At 39.6% G+C, this 20,077-nt stretch carries 19 protein-coding genes and 3 pseudogenes; 13 read left to right on the top strand and 9 right to left on the bottom strand.

All coding sequences use genetic code 11. The features are described from left to right. Window positions 1-12: 12 nt before the first annotated feature. The 4 genes and pseudogenes from ACU8XX_RS06070 to ACU8XX_RS06055 all read left to right on the top strand — a co-directional run. Entirely contained in the window at window positions 13-1,569 is a 1,557-nt protein-coding gene (locus ACU8XX_RS06070; protein WP_214551263.1) for a recombinase family protein, read from the top strand. Beyond that, complete coding sequence (locus ACU8XX_RS06065; RefSeq protein WP_214551261.1) at window positions 1,559-2,455, top strand: ParB/RepB/Spo0J family partition protein; 897 nt, start codon at window positions 1,559-1,561, stop codon at window positions 2,453-2,455. The genes ACU8XX_RS06070 and ACU8XX_RS06065 overlap by 11 nt, the downstream gene beginning before the upstream one ends. After that, window positions 2,452-3,348, top strand: a complete 897-nt coding sequence (locus ACU8XX_RS06060) for a ParB/RepB/Spo0J family partition protein (RefSeq protein WP_160269030.1) — start codon at window positions 2,452-2,454, stop codon at window positions 3,346-3,348. The genes ACU8XX_RS06065 and ACU8XX_RS06060 overlap by 4 nt, the downstream gene beginning before the upstream one ends. A gap of 115 nt (window positions 3,349-3,463) precedes the next feature. Continuing rightward, window positions 3,464-3,688, top strand: a pseudogene (locus tag ACU8XX_RS06055) (integrase); the annotation flags it as partial. Between the two features lie 156 nt (window positions 3,689-3,844). On the opposite strand, the gene ACU8XX_RS06050 reads toward ACU8XX_RS06055, so the two are convergent. The 5 genes from ACU8XX_RS06050 to hxsD are packed head-to-tail and all read right to left on the bottom strand — an operon-like array spanning window position 3,845 to window position 8,868. After that, window positions 3,845-5,452 carry a TIGR04141 family sporadically distributed protein gene (locus ACU8XX_RS06050; protein WP_000694699.1) on the bottom strand — a complete coding sequence of 536 codons (1,608 nt, stop codon included), beginning with the start codon at window positions 5,450-5,452 and terminating at the stop codon, window positions 3,845-3,847. 18 nt (window positions 5,453-5,470) lie between these two features. After that, window positions 5,471-6,106, bottom strand: coding sequence for a His-Xaa-Ser repeat protein HxsA (gene hxsA, locus ACU8XX_RS06045; protein ID WP_214551257.1), 636 nt, complete (start codon window positions 6,104-6,106; stop codon window positions 5,471-5,473). Then, window positions 6,103-7,215 carry a His-Xaa-Ser system radical SAM maturase HxsC gene (hxsC, locus tag ACU8XX_RS06040; protein WP_214551255.1) on the bottom strand — a complete coding sequence of 371 codons (1,113 nt, stop codon included), beginning with the start codon at window positions 7,213-7,215 and terminating at the stop codon, window positions 6,103-6,105. The genes hxsA and hxsC overlap by 4 nt, the downstream gene beginning before the upstream one ends. Further along, entirely contained in the window at window positions 7,208-8,596 is a 1,389-nt protein-coding gene (hxsB, locus tag ACU8XX_RS06035; RefSeq protein WP_214551253.1) for a His-Xaa-Ser system radical SAM maturase HxsB, read from the bottom strand. The genes hxsC and hxsB overlap by 8 nt, the downstream gene beginning before the upstream one ends. Further along, complete coding sequence (hxsD, locus tag ACU8XX_RS06030; RefSeq protein ID WP_003845891.1) at window positions 8,596-8,868, bottom strand: His-Xaa-Ser system protein HxsD; 273 nt, start codon at window positions 8,866-8,868, stop codon at window positions 8,596-8,598. Before hxsD ends, hxsB begins: the two co-directional genes overlap by 1 nt. 1,060 nt (window positions 8,869-9,928) lie before the next feature. On the opposite strand from hxsD, the gene ACU8XX_RS06025 reads away from it, so the two are divergent. The 8 genes and pseudogenes from ACU8XX_RS06025 (at window position 9,929) to ACU8XX_RS05990 (ending at window position 15,595) form a co-directional block, all read left to right on the top strand. Continuing rightward, window positions 9,929-10,489 carry a hypothetical protein gene (locus ACU8XX_RS06025; RefSeq protein WP_003845893.1) on the top strand — a complete coding sequence of 187 codons (561 nt, stop codon included), beginning with the start codon at window positions 9,929-9,931 and terminating at the stop codon, window positions 10,487-10,489. A 448-nt stretch (window positions 10,490-10,937) separates the two neighbouring features. Continuing rightward, complete coding sequence (locus ACU8XX_RS06020) at window positions 10,938-11,684, top strand: hypothetical protein (RefSeq protein ID WP_000514294.1); 747 nt, start codon at window positions 10,938-10,940, stop codon at window positions 11,682-11,684. A gap of 266 nt (window positions 11,685-11,950) precedes the next feature. Beyond that, a complete protein-coding gene (locus ACU8XX_RS06015) occupies window positions 11,951-12,379 on the top strand; it encodes a hypothetical protein (protein ID WP_001284648.1) in 429 nt (142 codons plus the stop codon). Further along, window positions 12,348-13,544: a relaxase/mobilization nuclease domain-containing protein gene (locus ACU8XX_RS06010; protein WP_446908494.1), complete on the top strand. Its 1,197-nt coding sequence runs from the start codon at window positions 12,348-12,350 to the stop codon at window positions 13,542-13,544. The genes ACU8XX_RS06015 and ACU8XX_RS06010 overlap by 32 nt, the downstream gene beginning before the upstream one ends. A 223-nt stretch (window positions 13,545-13,767) precedes the next feature. Then, the gene (locus ACU8XX_RS06005) at window positions 13,768-14,040 is read left to right on the top strand and encodes a hypothetical protein (protein WP_240765393.1); all 273 of its coding nucleotides are present in this window, start codon (window positions 13,768-13,770) and stop codon (window positions 14,038-14,040) included. A 41-nt stretch (window positions 14,041-14,081) separates the two neighbouring features. Further along, complete coding sequence (locus ACU8XX_RS06000) at window positions 14,082-14,468, top strand: hypothetical protein (protein WP_003845907.1); 387 nt, start codon at window positions 14,082-14,084, stop codon at window positions 14,466-14,468. A gap of 17 nt (window positions 14,469-14,485) precedes the next feature. After that, window positions 14,486-14,587: pseudogene (locus ACU8XX_RS05995) on the top strand (cell wall-binding protein); the annotation flags it as partial. A 75-nt stretch (window positions 14,588-14,662) separates the two neighbouring features. Further along, window positions 14,663-15,595 (top strand): RNA-guided endonuclease InsQ/TnpB family protein, encoded by a 933-nt coding sequence (locus ACU8XX_RS05990; RefSeq protein WP_064735610.1) that lies wholly within the window; start codon window positions 14,663-14,665, stop codon window positions 15,593-15,595. Window positions 15,596-15,838: 243 nt separating this feature from the next. Here the strand turns inward: ACU8XX_RS05990 and ACU8XX_RS05985 are convergent, their stop codons facing one another. From ACU8XX_RS05985 to ACU8XX_RS05970, 4 genes and pseudogenes are all read right to left on the bottom strand, one after another. Beyond that, window positions 15,839-16,642 (bottom strand): antitermination protein, encoded by an 804-nt coding sequence (locus tag ACU8XX_RS05985; protein WP_032174088.1) that lies wholly within the window; start codon window positions 16,640-16,642, stop codon window positions 15,839-15,841. After that, complete coding sequence (locus ACU8XX_RS05980) at window positions 16,639-17,610, bottom strand: toprim domain-containing protein (protein ID WP_032174087.1); 972 nt, start codon at window positions 17,608-17,610, stop codon at window positions 16,639-16,641. Before ACU8XX_RS05980 ends, ACU8XX_RS05985 begins: the two co-directional genes overlap by 4 nt. Beyond that, window positions 17,607-17,864 (bottom strand): annotated as a pseudogene (locus ACU8XX_RS05975) (DEAD/DEAH box helicase); the annotation flags it as partial. The gene ACU8XX_RS05980 and the pseudogene ACU8XX_RS05975, both read right to left, overlap by 4 nt. A 113-nt stretch (window positions 17,865-17,977) precedes the next feature. Next, a protein-coding gene (locus ACU8XX_RS05970; RefSeq protein WP_103215986.1) for an IS1-like element IS1A family transposase occupies window positions 17,978-18,675 on the bottom strand; the annotation gives its coding sequence in 2 pieces (ribosomal slippage) (window positions 17,978-18,426 and window positions 18,426-18,675; 699 coding nt in all). Window positions 18,676-19,092: 417 nt separating this feature from the next. Here ACU8XX_RS05970 and glaH point away from each other — a divergent pair. Further along, window positions 19,093-20,070: a glutarate dioxygenase GlaH gene (gene glaH, locus ACU8XX_RS05965; RefSeq protein ID WP_001295172.1), complete on the top strand. Its 978-nt coding sequence runs from the start codon at window positions 19,093-19,095 to the stop codon at window positions 20,068-20,070. The last annotated feature ends 7 nt before the right edge of the window (window positions 20,071-20,077 follow it).

Genomic DNA, 20,077 nt, shown 5'->3' with positions numbered 1-20,077 from the left:
GAGGTTTCGTGCATGGCTAGCGAAAATGATAAAAATCATAAAGTTAGGGTCGCACAGTACTTGAGGATGTCTACCGACCATCAGCAATATTCTTTACATAATCAGTCCGAATATATCAAAGATTATGCTGAAAAGAACAATATGGAAATCGCTTATACCTACGATGATGCAGGTAAGAGCGGAGTCAGTATCATAGGCCGGCATTCTTTGCAGCAGTTACTTAGTGATGTAGAACAAAAGAAAATAGATATACAGGCTGTATTATTTTATGATGTGAGCCGTTTTGGTCGTTTTCAAAATAGTGATGAAGCTGCATATTATTCCTTTCTATTTGAGAGAAACGGTGTAGATCTTATATACTGTTCTGAACCTATTCCCACTAAAGATTTCCCTTTAGAGTCTTCTGTTATACTGAATATAAAAAGATCTAGTGCCGCATATCACAGCAGGAATTTATCAGAAAAGGTATTTATAGGGCAAGTAAATTTAATAAAGCTTGGTTATCATCAAGGCGGAATGGCTGGTTATGGGCTGAGACGTCTTTTAGTAGATGAAAATGGCATAGCTAAAGAAATATTGGGCTTTCGCAAAAGAAAGAGTATTCAAACAGATAGGGTGATATTAATTCCGGGACCAAAAAATGAGATAAAAATTGTAAATAGCATCTATGATCTCTTTATAGATGATAACATGCCAGAATTCATTATTGCTGAGAGACTAAATGAACAGAATATACCTGCAGAAAATGGAACATTATGGACTCGTGCTAAAATACATCAAATCTTGACAAATGAAAAATATATTGGAAATAACATATATAACAAAACCTCATCTAAACTAAAAAGCAGGCTTGTAAAAAACCCCAAAAATGAATGGGTTAGATGCGACAAGGCATATAAACCCATTATTTCAAAGAAAAAATATAATAAAGCTCAAGAAATAATTCAGCTCCGATCCGTACATTTGACTAATGAAGAGCTTTTAGAAAAGCTAAAACAAAAATTAGAATCTAATGGAAAACTATCTGGCTTTATCATTGATGAAGATGATACAGGCCCTTCATCTTCTGTTTACAGAACCCGATTTGGTGGTCTTTTAAGAGCATATACTTTGATTGGTTATAAGCCAGAACATGATTACAGCTATATCCAAATAAATGAAGCACTAAGATCATTTTACTCAGGAATAATTGAGGATTTTAAGGGGGGAATTTTAAAAAGCAAGTGCTATATAGACGAATATAAATATGCACCAATGCTTTACATCAATGATGAGTTTTTAATTTCCGTCCTTATTACTAAATGCACACATATGAAATCGGGTAAACTTAGATGGAAAGTCCGGTTTGATAACTCACAGAAAGCAGACATAACAATTGTTATACGAATGGATTCACAAAATATTTCACCACTTGATTTTTATATCATACCAAAGATTGAAAAAGAATATAGTAAAATGTGTATGACGGAAACAAACAACATTCGATTAGATCTGTATAGATTTGATAATCTGGATAAACTTCTACAAATTATTACTCGCATGAAAGTGAGGGAACTATATGCTGCCTGAATCAAATGAATTCCCAATAATCCAAATTGAAATTTCCAAAATAAAATTTCTTAACCCGCGAACTAGAAATAAGGTAGTGCATGAAGAAATTAAGGAAAGTATAAAAAAAAGAGGATTAAGCAAGCCTATAAGCGTAAGAGCGATTGATGAAGACGACTTCAAATATGCTTTAATTTGTGGCCAAGGGAGAATAGAGGCTCTCGTTGCATTAGGTGAAACCATTATTCCAGCAATTATAAGAGATGTATCAGAAGAAGATGCTTATGTTATGAGTTTGGTTGAAAACATTGCAAGGAGGAGACCACGTTCCAATGAGTTATTACAGATAATAAAAGATATGAAAAACAGAGGACTTTCAGACTCCGAAATAAGTGAGATTACTGGGTATTCATCGAACTGGGTGAGCAGTATAAATATGCTTCTTGATAAGGGAGAGCATAAACTTCTCTCTGCAGTCGAACGGGGGAATTTACCTCTGTATCTCGCAGTGCAATTTGCAAGATGTGAAACTGAAGAAGCACAAGATATTCTTACCGAAGCATATGATAAAAAATTAATAAAAAGCCGGGACATTATAAAGATAAGACACATTCTAAATCAGCGAACAATAGGGAATAAAGGTGCAAAAGCAGCCGGGTTTTATTATCACAAACCATCAAAAAGAATGACTGCTGAAGAGTTAATTGAGCTTTATGAAAATAGTATCGCTGAACATAAATCTGTTTATAACAACTCTAAATTTATTAAAACTAATTTGCTGATAGTAAATGAGATCTTTAACATCATAATGATGAATAAAAGCTTTCAAAATATACTTGAACAAGAGAATCTATCAGAACTGCCATCTCAAATACTCAATCCAATAAACAAAGAGGCATCAAAATGATTCAGATACGTTTTGGCGACAATTTTATTTATTTAGAAACTAACAAGTTAATTCCCTCTAAGGAATTGTTAGAAAATGTAAAGTTAAGTCATAAATATCATCAAATAGTTACCTCTATTGAAAGCTTAGGTATTATTGAACCAATAATAGTGTTCTATGACAAAGATAAAGATGCCATTAAGATACTCGATGGCCATTTGAGGGTTGAGGCTTTAAAAGACTTAGGCATAGAAAAAGCTCCATGTTTACTTTCGAGCATAGATGATGCGTTCACTCCTAACAAACAAGTCAATCATATAAATGTAGTTGAAGAACATAGAATGATAATCAAGTCCTTGGCAAAAGTTTCAATTGAAAAACTTAGTGCTGCTTTGGGAATATCTATTGATGCTATAAAAGATAAAGCTAATGTGATGAACGGTATAGATCCAAGTGTAATTGCGAAACTTTCTGATAAACCTATACCTAAGGCTACATTTGATGTTTTAAGGAAAATGAAGCCAATTCGTCAAATTGAAGCAGTCGGTACAATGATTAATTTTGATAATTATAGTAAAAAATTTGCAATGAGCATCTTGGATGCTACACCGGCATCAATGATAGTAAATAAAGGGAAAAACACTCCCTATAAAAAGGACATAAAAAAAACCATACTTCGTCTGGAACAGGAAATGGCAACAACTTCGGAAGAAACAAAAAAACTTCAAACTGAGTATGGTTCAGATATGTTGAAATTCGTGATAATCCAGTCATATATTAATAAATTACTGGGTAACTCTAAAGTTCTTCATTGGTTCTTGGAAAACGAGGTTGATTATCTTAATGAGTTAAAAAGAATTTCGAAAATTAATTCTTTAGATGATAAGACTCTTGCTGAAAACAGCCAGTCATAGATATGCTTTTATATATCCGAAATAAACCATGAAGTATACTTACACAACCATAATGGCTTCTCTTAGATATTAGCATAAGTAGGCAGTATAAGCCGTAATCATTCGAACGGTTTAAGGTGGTGAACTTATGGTTAACAGAATGAGATCTATTGTGAGAACGGCGACAGACGAATCTGGTAAGTTCAGGACTGGTGTCTTAGAAGCGGCCCTTGCCCACTCGAAGAAAGATGAAATAATTGCAGCTTACAATCGCCCGGAATATCTGGCAGAACGAGTGATTCTCATGCAGTGGTGGAGTGATTATTTCATTGCTCAAAAATTTAAAGCTATTGCGGCATAACAACTCTATAAGGGGTTAAATCTCCCAGCCCCTTATCCACCAAGACATAAACCTTTTTTGACACCACTTTGTTCTAAACCAAGATACATGGGCTGTAACTTACAAAAGCGATTTTCTGCATGAACTGGCAAACGTCTCTGGCATTGAAAAATTTATTTAAAGCTTGTTCTTCTGTGGTTTACATAGCTTCTTTTTATAAATATCTGGGTCCACAGCAATTTTGCAGATCCTGACCTCATACCCAAAATTGGTAATACTCTTATGGAAATTTTTCAAGTTTACTTTAGAAAACAAAGGTAAATCTTCGGGAAGATTTTTATTAGAAGCTATGGCGAAAACTAGTTTATATTTTTTAGCATCTGGTCTATTTATATGATCGGCTAATTTTATATGAGCAGGTAGTTTCTCATTAAGTTTTCCTCGAAATTCAGAGTCACTTATAAAAAGTTCAGAACCTATAAATCCTTGTGAAAAAAGATGGCTCATACTTTGCGAACCAGTATAATATTTTACATGGATAAAATCTGATTGACCTCTGATAAGATCACAAAATTCAATCTTACTTTTACCACCACCATGATGAATGAATTTCTGATCCATGTGTGTAAAGGAATTATCATCTTGGCAAAGTTTTTTATTATAATCCTCCTCTCGTTTATATGAATATACAGGGAATTTATCCGACTCCTCATAATGAATTATTTTTTTCATTTCATCATCAATAGTCGATACAAAATTCCTATCTGCAACATACCATATAGAGTCTCGAAGAATATAGTTCTGATCACCTTCTTTTATCTCGGCATAGAGGCACCTATATAAAGACCATTTTTTTATCGATTCAAAATCGGCATTCAAAACATGCAGGTAATTTTTTTTGAGTTCATCAACAGTTACTTCAGTTTTCTTACCATCAAAATAATCACAAACATGGTATATTGATAAGGTTTCATGAATGAATCTTTGTCTCTTATCAAAGCAATAGCCTATTTGATTTTCCCAGTCTACTATTTCTGGCTCTCCAAGCCATAAATCATTGAAGTCTTTTTCCTTTATCCGATCAATCAAAAGCGAATCCAATATCTCAACTTCTTGTTCATCAGCCTCCTTGATATTGTTAACCCATTCGAATTCTTCAGGAAGAGGTAATAAGTAAATAGAGTCTATTTTGGTCAACAGTGCTGGAATAGCCTTCAATTCAATATCCGGCATGATCACAAAAGCATCTTTGCCAGTAATTTTACTTCCTAAAATATCTTCTGTTGAAGTGCCTGTGAGAGTTGTGAGAATATCCATCTCAGAATCTATTTTTAGGTTGTATATATCGACTTCTTTACTGCTCTGACTGCGAGTTAACAGGTTCGTTTCGTTGTGACTACCTTTATCTAAACTGCGAATTTTTTTATGTTCTATACTATTAAGAGTTGTTTTAAGCCCAAATCCTTTGACAATGCTGCCATCATTGATTAAGTGATGACCGGTTCCAAAGGGAATAAGATATCTGGAATTGTTAGCTTCAATAACTAATACTGCTCCTGTGCTACTATTCATACCGAAGAAATCAGGTTCTATGCCAGGATTTTGGCCCATAAAAAAGGTGGTCCATTCAGGAGGTTTTGGGTCCATGTACTCCTTTACATATAGATATGCTCGTGCATCCTCCATCTCGAATTCAACAGGTCTTTTGACCCTTTCCAAATTCAAAACCTGATCAATATCATCGCTAAACCTTTTTGTTTTATAAATAGAGAGTTTTATCTTCATTCTATTTTACCTAATATTTTAACGAGCCAGTATATTCAAAGAATTCAATAACTGAGCATCTAATGTTTCTCTTACTGGAGTAGGAAGCCCATATGCAACTCTGTATTTTTTGATAGCAGTTCGTGTCGCAGGCCCCATACTTCCGTCTATATTGCCGTTATAAAACCCTTTATCCAGTAATGCGAACTGCACTCGCATGATCAAACGCTTACGCTTTTCAGTATCAGAAGCCAGCCCACTACTTGCACGAGTAGTTCCATTCATTCCAGCAGACTTTGTGGTCGTAGAGGCATCGGTGTCATTAGAGCGAAGCGAACGAACAGATGAAGAAGACGATGGCGAATTTGTACCTGAAGTGGATGAGCCTGATGAGCTTGGTGAACTGTATGTTTTAGGATAATAAGGAGTGCTTCCACCATAGTACCCACCACCAGAAGAAGATCTATGAGAACTATGGCTTCGATGGGAGCTATGACTACGATGCCCTGCAATGTAGAAAGGTACTTCCGTGTTAAGTGGAGCTATAACTAAATCATGCTCATTAAGAGTCATACCGGGCAAATCACTTGCACCAGTGGAGGAATCACTTGCCCATACAGAATTATTGAGTGCTAAAAATCCCGGAAGCAGAGCAGCGAAATTAAATTTTTTCATAAAATTGGTCTCGGTGGTTGATGAAAACGGCCTTTTGATGAACTGAAATAACCAGCACAGGAAGACTTCTGAGTACATTCATCACATTCTTTGGGGTAGTAATTTTTCCAGTCAGAAATTGACTGAGTAGCAAATCCCCAAGCTCTATCAGGAAGATGGCACAATGGGTAATTGAAGATTGTTAGGGTGATGCCTGACCTTTGTGCTGTTCCTATGGCAGAGAGAATTTTCGCACTATAGCTATCATGCTCAATGAAGATTGATGACCAGTTTTTACGTGCCCAGCCGATAGATTCTAACCCCATAAGAGAAATCTGGTTGATATTGGAAAACACGCGACCAGCGAACTCTATGATTTTGTCCAGTTCCATATAGTTAGCCAGTGTCGGAATGATTCTTAACTCAATGTTGATCCCTGAGTTACCGGCATTGATAAGCCCCATAACTGTCTCATCAAATGCCCCTTCGCTTCCAACCAGATAGTCATGAACTGACGACCTTGAAGAATAAAGCGGAATACCGAAAGTTATTTTGAGCTTTTCGCTTCGATCTTTCATCTGTTGAGTAAAACCGACATCTGCAAACTTTCGTCCATTGGTCAAAACATGCAAAGCTGTCTCAGGTGAGTTTTCGATTATGAAGTCCAGAAATTGCAAGAAATCTTCGCCATACAGTAGAGGTTCTCCCCCACTCACTCCTACTACACCATTCAGGGAGAAAGAGGCGATGGCAAGTGCTGACTGGTTAAGAAGCCAGTCATCGTTTCCTGTCTTAGGAGGCTGAGAACAAAAAAGGCAACGGTTGTTGCACCTTTCAGTTACCAGAACAGTGTTATGGTTTGCTCTCCGTGACAAAATCACCCTAATCATGTTGCCATTGTTAACAATCCCTATATCACCATCTTCTATGGAATTGAAAAGATCAGTGCTCACAACGAAGTCTGCAAAATATGCAGGAAGTCTGGAATCAAGTTGAGTTTCACTGACCAGTAAATTTGGCAGATAGAATTGAGGATTTTCGGGCTTAGATTTGCACAAGCGATAGAAACCTTGCTGAACTGGCAGATCTGCCGTAAATCTGAAAATGTCGTTTCTCAGCACCTCAGACATAAGCCCACCCTTTAAGCATCTTTGCCATCGGTCCATCCTGAGAGATTTCGTTCAGAAGGAAGCGGAACATGCCTTTGTGATACTGGCAGAAAGTAGAACGACTCTTGTCACCAACAGGTTCGCCATGAACACTAATGTTCTGGCAAGGATCTGCTCCACAGAAAGGCTGGTATGCACAGGTGTCACAACCTGGCATGGCGAAGTTAAATGAAGATGAGAGAGCGGAACGGTAGTATTCGTTGCTACTGAATGAGAGTGAGGCAAACTCTCCTGCACTGAAATCTGCTTCCGGGTTTACTTTCTGAAGCATACGACTTTCATCACTACCGTAGACTTTACCGTCATAATTGAACAGGATGCAGTTCAGCACAACTCCGCTTGGCGATTTTAGATCTGCATAACCACTGAAGCCTGGATTGCAAATTCGCTTGAGATGAATAGCAGCCGAGTGCTCAATGACAGGTATTCCCTTTTCATTCTGAATCAACACTTCCTGCATCAACTCTTTATAAAAAGCAAAATACTCTGGCATTGAAAAAGTGAAGCTCTGCTTCTGAGCAAACCCATAAGGACTAACAGGCCTGATAAACATGTCTGTAAGACCCAGAGACAAATGAGCATCTACTATGGAAGCTGGCTCTTTAGTCAGCTCCTTAGTAACTGTGGTAACCGTAGCTACCCGGTTTGCGCCAAGTTCTTCTGTGATTTTCCGAATACCAGTTACTGCTTTGTTATGAGCTTGAAAGTCAGTAAGGATGCGATTCTTGTTATGGACAGCTTCATTCCCATCGAGCGAGACCGAGAAGGTGATATTCCGCTCTTTAACCCATGAGAGAATGCTTTCATCGAGTAATGACAGACTTGTAGCAATCACCATTTCAAAAGCATCACTACCCAATGAAATCTCACACTCGTGATAGATTGACTGAACAAGATCGAACCTGAGAAGTGGTTCACCGCCCTGTACTTCTATCTTGTAGGGAGGTGTACCTAGTTTCTTAATGGTGCTGACAATTTGCGGTATCAGTTCAGGATTGAGGTCATAACCATCAGCGGTGACCGATGCCCTACTGACCTGGCAATATTTGCAAGTATGATCACAACGAAGAGTAGGTACAATCATGAAGATTGGCCTGATCGCCAGTTCATTCATGAGTCGTTTGGCAAAAGCCGAACTTAGTGCATAAGGGGTAACGGAGGAAGATTCATCTCCGCAAATGAAAAGTTTGCTTTCAAGCGATGAGGACTGTTCTTGACTGATGTGACCGTTTACCAGATCGAGAAATTCCTGCTCTCCTAAAAAATGATGAAAGCCAGCGAGGTTACTGATGAATACCCGGCCGTCAGGCATCCTGTCGAAGTTAAAAGGCATGAGTTTCATTATGCAAGCCTGTCATCTATGCTTCGGAGAACCTTGCTGATGATGGCATCACGCAACTGACCAGTTTGATGGTGAAGTTTCTCACGGAGGCTAAAATCGTTTAACAACCTTGCGAATTCAAACTCACATTCAGGACCACCTATCTCAAAGAAGATAATCCACGAGGATATGTTTTCTTCAAGTTTCCATGGGCTTACAGGAGTCATCCAGTATAGGGTGTTTCGGATAACCCATTCAGAATAAAGATTTTTTTGTAATATCTTTTCCCACATCACTATTACCTTACAAAAGAAATAATAACGGAAAGAAACTTATTCCATTTAGGTTTTTTCTTATAGATTAATGATATAACACTTTTCAAAACATGTTACTGAGTATGTCAAAATTCTAAGATTCAGTTCAACTAAAATTAATCGAATCACGCACTCACATGATGCAGCAGTACTCATAAGATGTAATTATCAAATTGAATTATATGACTAAATATTTACTTTCAATGTAATGATCTACATATGGCATACATAAGTGGGTTAGATAAAATGGGTTCGATAGGTAAAGTTAACAGTTAATAACTGCATATTTGTATATTGCATGACAAATACCAATGTCAAAACTTTAAATATATGAAACACAATGCATAATATATCAATATAATTTAATCGATTCACCTCTCAAAAATACAAAAATAATAAATTCTTAATAAACCAAAGTATGTAACCGCCATATAATCGTCACGCTGTTAAATTTCGACACACATAGCTAAACACATATGACATGGAGATTCCGTAATGGCAAAAGCACCATTGGGCACTACCGGGAGAACTGGCGAGAGTTGCCCTGAGAGTGGAGTGTGGACTGTTGTAGGGACACCATCAACAACTGCACCAATAGCAAAAGGAAACCGCTTCCCTCCATATGATGGTAAAGCCGTAACCTGGAAGTTAACACAATATGCATAAGCAGTCCCATTGAAGGCCACCTAAGTGGCCTTTCTCTTGAAAAACTGAAGATGAATATGTAAACTACATTACAGACGTAAACAGAATTTTAAAGTTTGTTTATGGCTGCAAATAAAAATCCTTTATTCTTTAAGGGATTTTTATTAATTGAAATTATACCTTACACATTTACTACCTAAAAATAAAAAAACTGTCAACTGGAGAATTAAACATGAGCCTTACCCGTATAAGTATATATACTAATCATTAAGCGTTGAAAAATCGCGACGCGATATTAATTCTGTGAAATAAATACGATATAAGTTTTAAACATCAGTCAGAACCAAAACATTCTTTTATCATAATGGATATTCAAAAATACAGAGGGTTTTAAATGAAATCATCATTAAGACTACTTTTTTATAAAAAATTATCGTTAGAAATCTCTTTGCTCGTATTATTTCTACTCTTAATAAATGTCATCATAAAATTTCTCATTGATAAATTTGATCCAAAGATTTTAAACTTTACAAGCTCAATGATAACAATAAATAAAGAAGACATTCTTTTCACTTGTTTATTCCTGGGTGGTTTATTGATTTCAATATTTTTTAAAAAAATAGGTAAATCCATAAAATCATTGAACGACTGCGTGTTATTTTTCTCTGCGTCAATTGTCGTTTATAAAACTTATGAGCAAAACTCTAATGACCTTATAACATTAATAGAAAAAGCCATTGACATTCACACATTAGCTTTATTCAAATCTCTCATCTTACTATGCTCATTTGCTAAATTTTTCATATCGGCTATGGAATTTTATTTAGAGAAAAAAATCGAATTCAATAAAAAACACAATACAAAGGAAGAGTTAATATCTAATATATCCAACGAGATAGTTTTATTACGCAACATCAAAGAAAACCATTCTAAAAATCATCAAAATCCTTCCTAAAAAACAAAAGACCGATCATTCCTAATAGCATTATGAATATATCAAACACAAAAACTGTTGGTTTAATAAATGGTAATAAATACCCTAGCAAATTAAATAAACTAAACACCGCCATTAACAAAAAAAAATGCATATCCGACTCCTCATGCTAAATTAACTTTCATATATACCTATAATTTTTTTTCACGTATTGTCAATACCCCATCAATAAAAAGCAAGAGCTAACTCAGAGATGCTCCGCTTCTCTAAGTTGCCTTGCTTTTTCTGCTCTATGATTGAAAAAGAATGATTTAAAACATGGAATCTTTACTTTCGAACTCCTATTTTAATTAGGATGTAATTAATTGCCACATGGAAAGATAACTTTCGTATGCCAATACGAAACTTCTATGATCTACAAATCAATCGATGTAAAATTATTACTTCTTCGTTTGACATGGAATAAAAAATGGGAAAATTTGCGGATTTTAATATCAAAAACAATACCGAAAATACTAATGTCAGCCAAAGCAATAGTGGTGGTTATAATGTTCAAAATAATCAGGTCATAAATAATCGAACCATTAACAATCATTATACAAAGCAGAATTCTAATGGTGATGGTGATGCAGGTGCCTTTATGGCGGGAGCAGCGATTTTAACTGTAGGAATAGGATTTGTTATTTGGTCATTTTTCACCCATTATCAAGAAATATATCCCATTTTAAAAACAGGTGCTCTATTCTCTCCTGTATTATCGATAATTGGGATTATATCTTTGGTTCTTAGGGAAGAGGTTGAAACGACAGACATAGTCAGATTTTTTTTCTTAGTCTTAGCAGGAGGTTCTGTTTTTTTATTAAATGAATATTTGAATATAAATGTTCCACAAGAAATTATAGACTTATCAAAACAAGCCGTATCAGTTTCAGGTTTTTGGAACGGATTAAACGAATATGGTAAAAACCTTTCTTTGTCGTTGATATCTTCGAGTATCTTGATTGGCACATCAATAATATTGATAATATTCTCAGCGTTCAGAGAATTATCATACTCCTTAGCTAACAAAAATAAGTCTGGGTTTTGGTTTGCAAGCCTTAAATTAACTAATTTATTCCGAGTTCAAGCCCTCGGCAATGGCGGAATCATAACTCTAATCTTGGCAATGACTTTTTTAACATTAAATGGATATGTATTCCATTTTGAATGGAACTAATTTTAAAAAGGGGCCTTTTGGCCCTTTATTTTAATGAAGAAACTGAGGCTTACAGCTTGCTGAGATATTTACCTCCACTTTTTTTTTGATTTGGATTCATCACATTAACTAATTAACCTATTTTTCAATTAGTCGTCCATTCTTATTTAATACGGAAAACAGAAATATTAAGCCACGCTTAATATTGACAAGCAAGGATTATTTACTATAACAAGAGAGAAGGTTAGTTGATTACTTTAAAAACATGGCATATAAAAGGAGTTTATATGGCAAATAAACAACCGCAGTTTTTGAACACACAGAATGCAAAACATTCAACATCAAAGTGTAAGTTACTACCACAGGAATTACGAATTCATTGTGTTAGTGTTCGTCTTAACAATGCTGAATTGGACAAGCTTAATACATTGAGGGAGCATTATTCGAAAGGAGAGTGGCTTCGTATGGCTTCCCTTCAAAAGTTACCTCCTGTTATTCCAGCGATTAATACCAAAGCATGGATAGCTTTAACCGACATATCGCAAAAACTAAATCGCATTGCGGCCCACATAGATGGTAAGAGCAAAGATAGTCACCTTACTCATACAGAGCTTTTCGCTGTGAAGCGACAACTGGAAGATCTTCGCCAGCACCTGCTAAATGCTGACATATGGAGCAAACCCTATGAAGGGTATGCAGAAGATCAAAAGGGGTAAGAGCTTCGCTGGTGTCGTTCAATATGCATTGAAGCCGGGAGCACATCATAAAAGCGATCCAGCCGTAATCGGGTGCAATATGCTGGGTGGCTCCGCTCTTGAACTGATCGCTGAATTTGATGGCACTAAACAGCTTCGGCCAGATATCCAGAAACCGGTATGGCACAACTCGCTTCGCCTGCCTAGTGGAGAATCACTAACGGCTGAACAATGGTCCAGCATCGCAGATGACTATATGAGAAGAATGGGATTCAGTGATACTCACCTCCGTTGCTATGTTCTACATGACGATTCTGCCGGTCAGCACATACACATTATCGCCAGCAGAATCGACATAGCCGGTGGGAAGCTCTACTTGGGTAGGAACGAAAACCTTATAAGCACACGGATAATTAGTGAACTCGAAATCGCTCACGGTCTGACAGTGACCAAGACAGCACCTTCCATTACACCAAAGCAACAGAGGCGAAGAAAGATTTCCCGTAATGAACAGATGCTTTCAGAACGGACTGGCCTTCTTTCCCCTAAAGAAGCTCTCCAACAGATACTTGATAAAAGTTTGGCAGATACACCTGATCTTTTAACTTTTATCAAGAGACTTGAAGAAGCAGAAGTCGGCTGGACGGCGAATGTCGCAAGCACAGGTAAAATGAACGGGTTCTCATTTTCCTACCGAGATATAGCTTTCAAAGCATCTCAACTTGGAAAGGCATACTCTTGGGCAAATCTTCAAAAGCAACTTAGCTACAACCCTGACCACTTGAAAGCTATACAAACCAACACATCAACAAAAGACCACCCTGCTGTTCCTGCTCCCATCCCAATACCTGTCCCTGTCCCTGTCCCTGTCCCTGTCCCTGTCCCTGTCCCTGTCGAACAGATTGCCAGAGCGAATGTGCGAAGCGAAAGCATAGGCGATAAAATTGCTGAAATCGAACTGCAACTCAGCGAAGACAGACGAAACGAAATCGTAGAAAAGATTCTTCAAAAAAACGCAGTACAACAGCAAAAGCATCTCAGCTTCTTAAAGTGGCTTGCTTCTCTAAAGCAGTTCATTGAGCTTCTCAGAAGCTATGGTAAGAGCATTCTTCACAAGCCCCTCCCTGGATTCTCAAATCTCTATGGAACCCGACCTTTACATAAAGATAGGAAAATTCATTTATAAACATAATCTTACCGATTATTCCTGACAGCAGTATCGTTTGGGTAGTGGTTAATTTAGGATAAGTCAACAATATATTGATCGTTATTACAGATCGATAAACTAGTTATGATAGTTTTTACCTATCATGATTCAAACATCGATCGGTACAAGTGATTTTACTTTAGCCAGCCAGCCATCGAGAATCCCTACAAACACGCAGTAAATCTTCCACCCTGGGGTTGCTATGAAAAACGAAACAATAAAGTGCCCGTTCTGCTTTACACAAAGTCCTCACGGTGTGCGGATTTGTAAAGGCTGCCATGCAAAGATCGCTTACGGTGAAAGCCCGCTCAGTGTGGCATTCCTGTTTCAATTCGTTGCATTTGGTGTCGCGTGGTTAGCATTTTCGTGGACTGGCAGCACTCTTGTATCAGTCATTACGTTTTTCGTAAGCATCATTATTCTTATCTATAAAATTAAAAAAACGTATGCAGACAGAGTTGTTTTTATACGGTGAAATTAATTTCACACAACCGCAAACCTAAAATGAGAAAGTAAATGAACCGATTTATAAAGTCATCTTTTTTTATTATTGTCTTCCTGCTTTCTGGCTGTTCAACATCAGGGAACCAGAACCTTAAAAACGAAACACCTCAAAGCCTCCAATCAAAGATCATTAAAAACAAAACAACTAAGACGGAATTACTCACTAAATTAGGTGAGCCTGATACAAGAACCACACTCGATGACGGAAATGAGCAGTGGAGATACTTTATGTATAACAATCAGTTCAATGCAACAACTTTCATTCCAGTTGTAGGGCTGTTTACTGGCGGTTCGCAGACTCAGTCTAAAACTCTTGAAATAGATTTTAAAGGCGAAGTTGTCAACAAATGGACGTTCTCCACTGACAATAACAACACCAAAACGGGCGTTCTTAATTAATTATTTCTGGAAATAAAATGAAAATATACTCAATCCTTACAGTTATCCTTACTACATGTCTTCTAACTGCATGTAACAGTGAACCATCGCAAGACGATATATACAATGCTTTCAAAAATAAGGCATCTGTTCATTCAGTTGCTTTTTCTTATGCGTTTTAAAATGCTGACACTCACTTTTTTAATTATTTTCTAATGATTAAGCATCAAGCTTTCAAATACATGTTAGACCCAAATCAGGAACAGTTATCCATGATGACTGTTATCTCTGGTGCGTGTCGTTATGTTTTTAATAAAGCTTTAGAGATAGCAGTAAAAAACCATTTAGCAGGTGAGAAGTACGTTCCTTACAACAAAACTGCGCCCTTGTTGGTACAGTGGAAGTCACAGGAAAACTTATCATGGTTAAAGCTTGCTCCCTCTCAGTCTTTGCAACAATCGCTGAAAGATCTGGACAGAGCATTTCATGGCTACATCTCCAGAAAATCTGGTTTTCCAAAATTCAGGAAGAAAGGAACTGATGAATCTTTCCGTTTCCCTCAACAAAGGGTGAAAGTGGATGAGGGAAATAAAAAAGTTTATCTGCCTAAAATTGGGTGGGTAAGGTACCGTAAAAGCCGGGATATCATTGGTGAAATAAAAAACATTACCATTTCCCAGTCAGCCAATAAATGGTATGTCAGCTTTCAAACACAGATTGAGGTACCGGACCCTGTCCATACATCAAACTCAACGATCAAAGTCACCTTAAGCGATGAAGGAACCATATTTTTATCAGACGGTAAAAAATATGCTCTTCCCGCAACTTATAGCAAACATTTTAACCAGCTAAACAAACTAATTAGACAGAAACACAGAAAGATAAAAAACAGTCAAAGCTGGCTGGCTTTTCATCATAGTACAATTTTAAAAAAAGCAAAGTTACGAAATATCCTGATTGATTTCCTGCATAAGACTTCAACTTTAATTTGCAATAACCACGCGAAAATTTCAGTTGATACGAAAAAGGGAAATTCGGCCAGAAAAACTAAGCCACTACCAATCAATTTCAAACCATACGAGTTTTTGAGGCAAATAACATACAAACAGTCATGGAATGGTGGTTCTGTATGTATGGAGCAGTCTTAGCACATTAAAGATAATTGGCGGCAGGGCATGCCGTCGTTACCTGTGGAGGGTTCTTTCAAGGACTCGCTGAAGCAGGAAACCTGATATTTTCAAGGCAGGAAGTCAACGTCTGGTTACTTTAACACTCCCGCACATGTAAAAAATCATCTACATGGCGGGCATAAATCGTTCAGACGCAATAACGCATGATTAGAAGCATACACGACAACTTCGGACAAAAGCAAGTTCAACGTTGCGAAATCTCTAAATATTGCTCTTATCATCACGAAAGCTGGTTGCAGTCTCAAAGGCAGTTTCAGCCCTCTGTTCCTGTCGATGGCAAAAATCCACCAGTAGCTCCAGAAATGGCTTCCAGTTGCGGGTCCATGTTCTGACATGCAGATCCGGGACGCGCTTAAGAATCGCCCTGTATGCAGCAGTTGAGGGTAACGAAGAATAACCATTACCATCACACCGCTCACATTTTTTAAACACTGGTGCGCCATGCTCTTTGGTCGCTTTGCGGTCGAGCACTTCCCCTTTACCACCACAACGACAACGGGCATAAATAACCCCCTTCCCATTGCATGCGTCGCAGATATGCTTCACCAGTTCACGCTTAACTTTTGCTGGTACCGCCTCGACACCTTCGGAATTGATAATACCTGGATGTTTAACCACATCTTCATACAGTGATGTAAAGCCGGTACCACTACAGCTGTGGCACGTCACGCTGGTGGCCGCCGATCGTGAGTATTCAGCAAAGGCAAACTGCGCCAGCACCAGCATACATTGGCCGAATTCACCGCCAGCTGCTTTGCGCACGCTCTTGGGTGCAATATCTATAGCGTGCCTGGCGAGCGCCTGAACAGCCAGTTGTTCATCTGATTTGCTTACACCGGCTTTGCCCAGATATGCAGCCAGCCCAAAACGGGCCTTACTGCTGGTGGTGCCTAATGCCGCCATGATGTCGGTACCGGTGAGCCGATCAGGACCTGTACTGCCGACCGTATCGCTGATATGCATGCTTTGCGGGCTAAAATGTTTAAGTGCTGCTTCCAGTTTCATGCGGCCTCCTGCTGTTTTTTATAGAAAACCAGCTCACGAACCTGATCGCCGTTCATAAGCATATTGTTGAAATCATCGTGATCCGGCCAGTACACGCTTACGCGCTCCAGGTCGTTCTTTGCCAGCAAATTGGCATGGGCGCATTCGTAGGCCGCAGCCAGCCCGGTGGCACTGTTCTCGTCACGGTCGGCAAAAATAATCAGGTGCTTAACGCCTGAAGGGACGCGGAACTTTTTCATGAAGCCGCTATTGATTGTTGCCCAAGTGTTTACCTTGTAAATTTGGTGAGCAGACAACGCCGTTTCGATGCCTTCAGCGATGCCCAGAGTAGTGGAGACGGGAAACATTCTGATCGCAACTGAACGCGCATAATCCAGGTAGTTATCTTCCTGTAATGATTTGAGACGCTTGGCGCTGGAACCGATGTCTGCTTTTTTGGCTCCATCAAGCAAGGTCTGGTGCAGGTAGCACAATTCCCCTTTATCATCTGTAGCCAGAGAATAAAGAGACTGAAACACGCGCCCGTTATGTCTCTGTTTATCGTTAAATCGGATCGCCTCAGCAGGCAGGTTGAATATTCCACGATAATTTAGATAGTCAGCTCCGGTTGTACCACGCAGCGCCACCAGCTTCGAAAACTTGCTCAGCACGCGACTGCGCAGACTAGCAGCATTACTGATCACCGGAATTTTCACACGCTGAAAATTATTACCGATCAAACGGTCTATTTCGGTGCAAATCTCATTAAATGGCTTCCCCTGTGTCAGGGTGACAAGCTTCATGCCGTCACCGCTGCCGCAGATGCAGATCCAAGTCCCGGCACCATTACGATCATCAATGCGGAATTTTCCGCGAGCACTGCATACAGGACACTTACCTTTGAAGTGATTTTTTCCTGTAATTGGTGGCAGGCGGTAATGCTTGAAAATCATGGCCCACTGGCCCTTTGCTGCTTCTGCTGTTTTCATGCCTGCACTCGCTTAGATAATTCCTGTCTTATGTCACTAATCCGGTCTAAAGCTTGTTGAACTTTTGGAGCAATGGGCTTCTGCTGTTGTTCATTAATCATCTGCCCGCGTTGCTCTTTTTCTCGCCGTTTAACAAAAGCGATCTGTTTATGTTTGATGAAGTTAGAAACCACGGGAGTAATTTCCATTGGGTAGTCACTTAAATTTCTGGGCCATTCGTTAAAACGCTCGCGAAATGTATTTGCACACCAGCCTGAATCGCCACGGATAATCTAGACACTTCCGAGCCGTTGATAATACTGGTTTTCATATTCTGTCGGTGACATCTGATCGCTGGAACCATGCCGACGCTGGTAATGACTCCAACTTATTGATAGTGTTTTATGTTCAGATAATGCCCGATGACTTTGTCATGCAGCTCCACCGATTTTGAGAACGACAGCGACTTCCGTCCCAGCCGTGCCAGGTGCTGCCTCAGATTCAGGTTATGCCGCTCAATTCGCTGCGTATATCGCTTGCTGATTACGTGCAGCTTTCCCTTCAGGCGGGATTCATACAGCGGCCAGCCATCCGTCATCCATATCACCACGTCAAAGGGTGACAGCAGGCTCATAAGACGCCCCAGCGTCGCCATAGTGCGTTCACCGAATACGTGCGCAACAACCGTCTTCCGGAGCCTGTCATACGCGTAAAACAGCCAGCGCTGGCGCGATTTAGCCCCGACATAGCCCCACTGTTCGTCCATTTCCGCGCAGACGATGACGTCACTGCCCGGCTGTATGCGCGAGGTTACCGACTGCGGCCTGAGTTTTTTAAGTGACGTAAAATCGTGTTGAGGCCAACGCCCATAATGCGGGCTGTTGCCCGGCATCCAACGCCATTCATGGCCATATCAATGATTTTCTGGTGCGTACCGGGTTGAGAAGCGGTGTAAGTGAACTGCAGTTGCCATGTTTTACGGCAGTGAGAGCAGAGATAGCGCTGATGTCCGGCGGTGCTTTTGCCGTTACGCACCACCCCGTCAGTAGCTGAACAGGAGGGACAGCTGATAGAAACAGAAGCCACTGGAGCACCTCAAAAACACCATCATACACTAAATCAGTAAGTTGGCAGCATCACCGAACCGCTGAACTATCTCTATTTGTAATTTAATGTTATATCTGCCCCGCTAAAACGGGGCAGATAATATGTTTAGTTTACTAACGGTCATTTTGCATTGAAGCCATTTACTGTTTTTTATCGACCAGATAATCTGTTCTCTGATGGTAACTCCCCCTAACCTATTGCTTTAGTTATTCATTTCCTGTCTCACTTTGCCTTAATACCCTACGTTAAATGTTACTAATTTGTTGCTTTTGATCACAATAAGAAAACAATATGTCGCTTTTGTGCGCATTTTTCAGAAATGTAGATATTTTTAGATTATGGCTACGAAATGAGCATCGCCATGTCACCCTACATCTCATAAGAGGATCGCTTCTGATGAATGCACTGACCGCCGTACAAAATAACGCTGTCGATTCAGGCCAGGACTATAGCGGATTCACTTTCATCCCGTCGGCGCAATCCCCGCGTCTGCTGGAACTTACCTTCACCGAACAGACGACCAAACAGTTTCTCGAACAGGTTGCCGAATGGCCCGTACAGGCGCTGGAGTACAAATCCTTTCTGCGTTTTCGGGTAGGCAAAATTCTTGACGATCTGTGTGCGAATCAGCTGCAACCATTGCTGTTGAAGACCCTGCTAAACCGTGCTGAAGGTGCGCTGTTGATCAATGCGGTGGGTATCGATGATGTGGCGCAGGCAGATGAGATGGTGAAGCTGGCAACGGCGGTAGCGCATCTGATTGGTCGCTCAAATTTCGATGCGATGAGCGGTCAGTATTACGCGCGTTTCGTGGTGAAAAATATCGATAACTCAGACAGCTATCTGCGTCAGCCGCACCGCGTGATGGAACTGCACAACGACGGCACGTATGTCGAAGAGATCACCGATTACGTGCTGATGATGAAAATCGATGAGCAAAACATGCAGGGTGGAAATTCGTTGCTGCTGCATCTCGATGACTGGGAACATCTGGACCACTATTTCCGCCATCCACTGGCGCGTCGCCCGATGCGCTTTGCCGCGCCGCCGAGCAAAAACGTCAGCAAAGATGTTTTCCATCCAGTGTTCGACGTTGATCAACAGGGTCGCCCGGTGATGCGCTATATCGACCAGTTCGTCCAGCCAAAAGATTTTGAAGAAGGCGTGTGGTTGAGCGAGCTTTCCGATGCCATTGAAACCAGCAAAGGCATTCTTTCTGTACCCGTTCCCGTTGGCAAATTCCTGTTGATAAACAACCTGTTCTGGCTGCACGGTCGCGACCGCTTTACTCCGCACCCGGATCTGCGCCGTGAACTGATGCGTCAGCGTGGCTATTTCGCTTACGCCTCTAACCACTACCAGACGCATCAGTAAGCGCAAA

The sequence above is a fragment of the Escherichia sp. MAL-1 genome (genome assembly GCF_052948035.1).
Note: the sequence above shows the minus strand (reverse complement) of the source record. Positions and strands in the feature narration are given on the sequence as shown.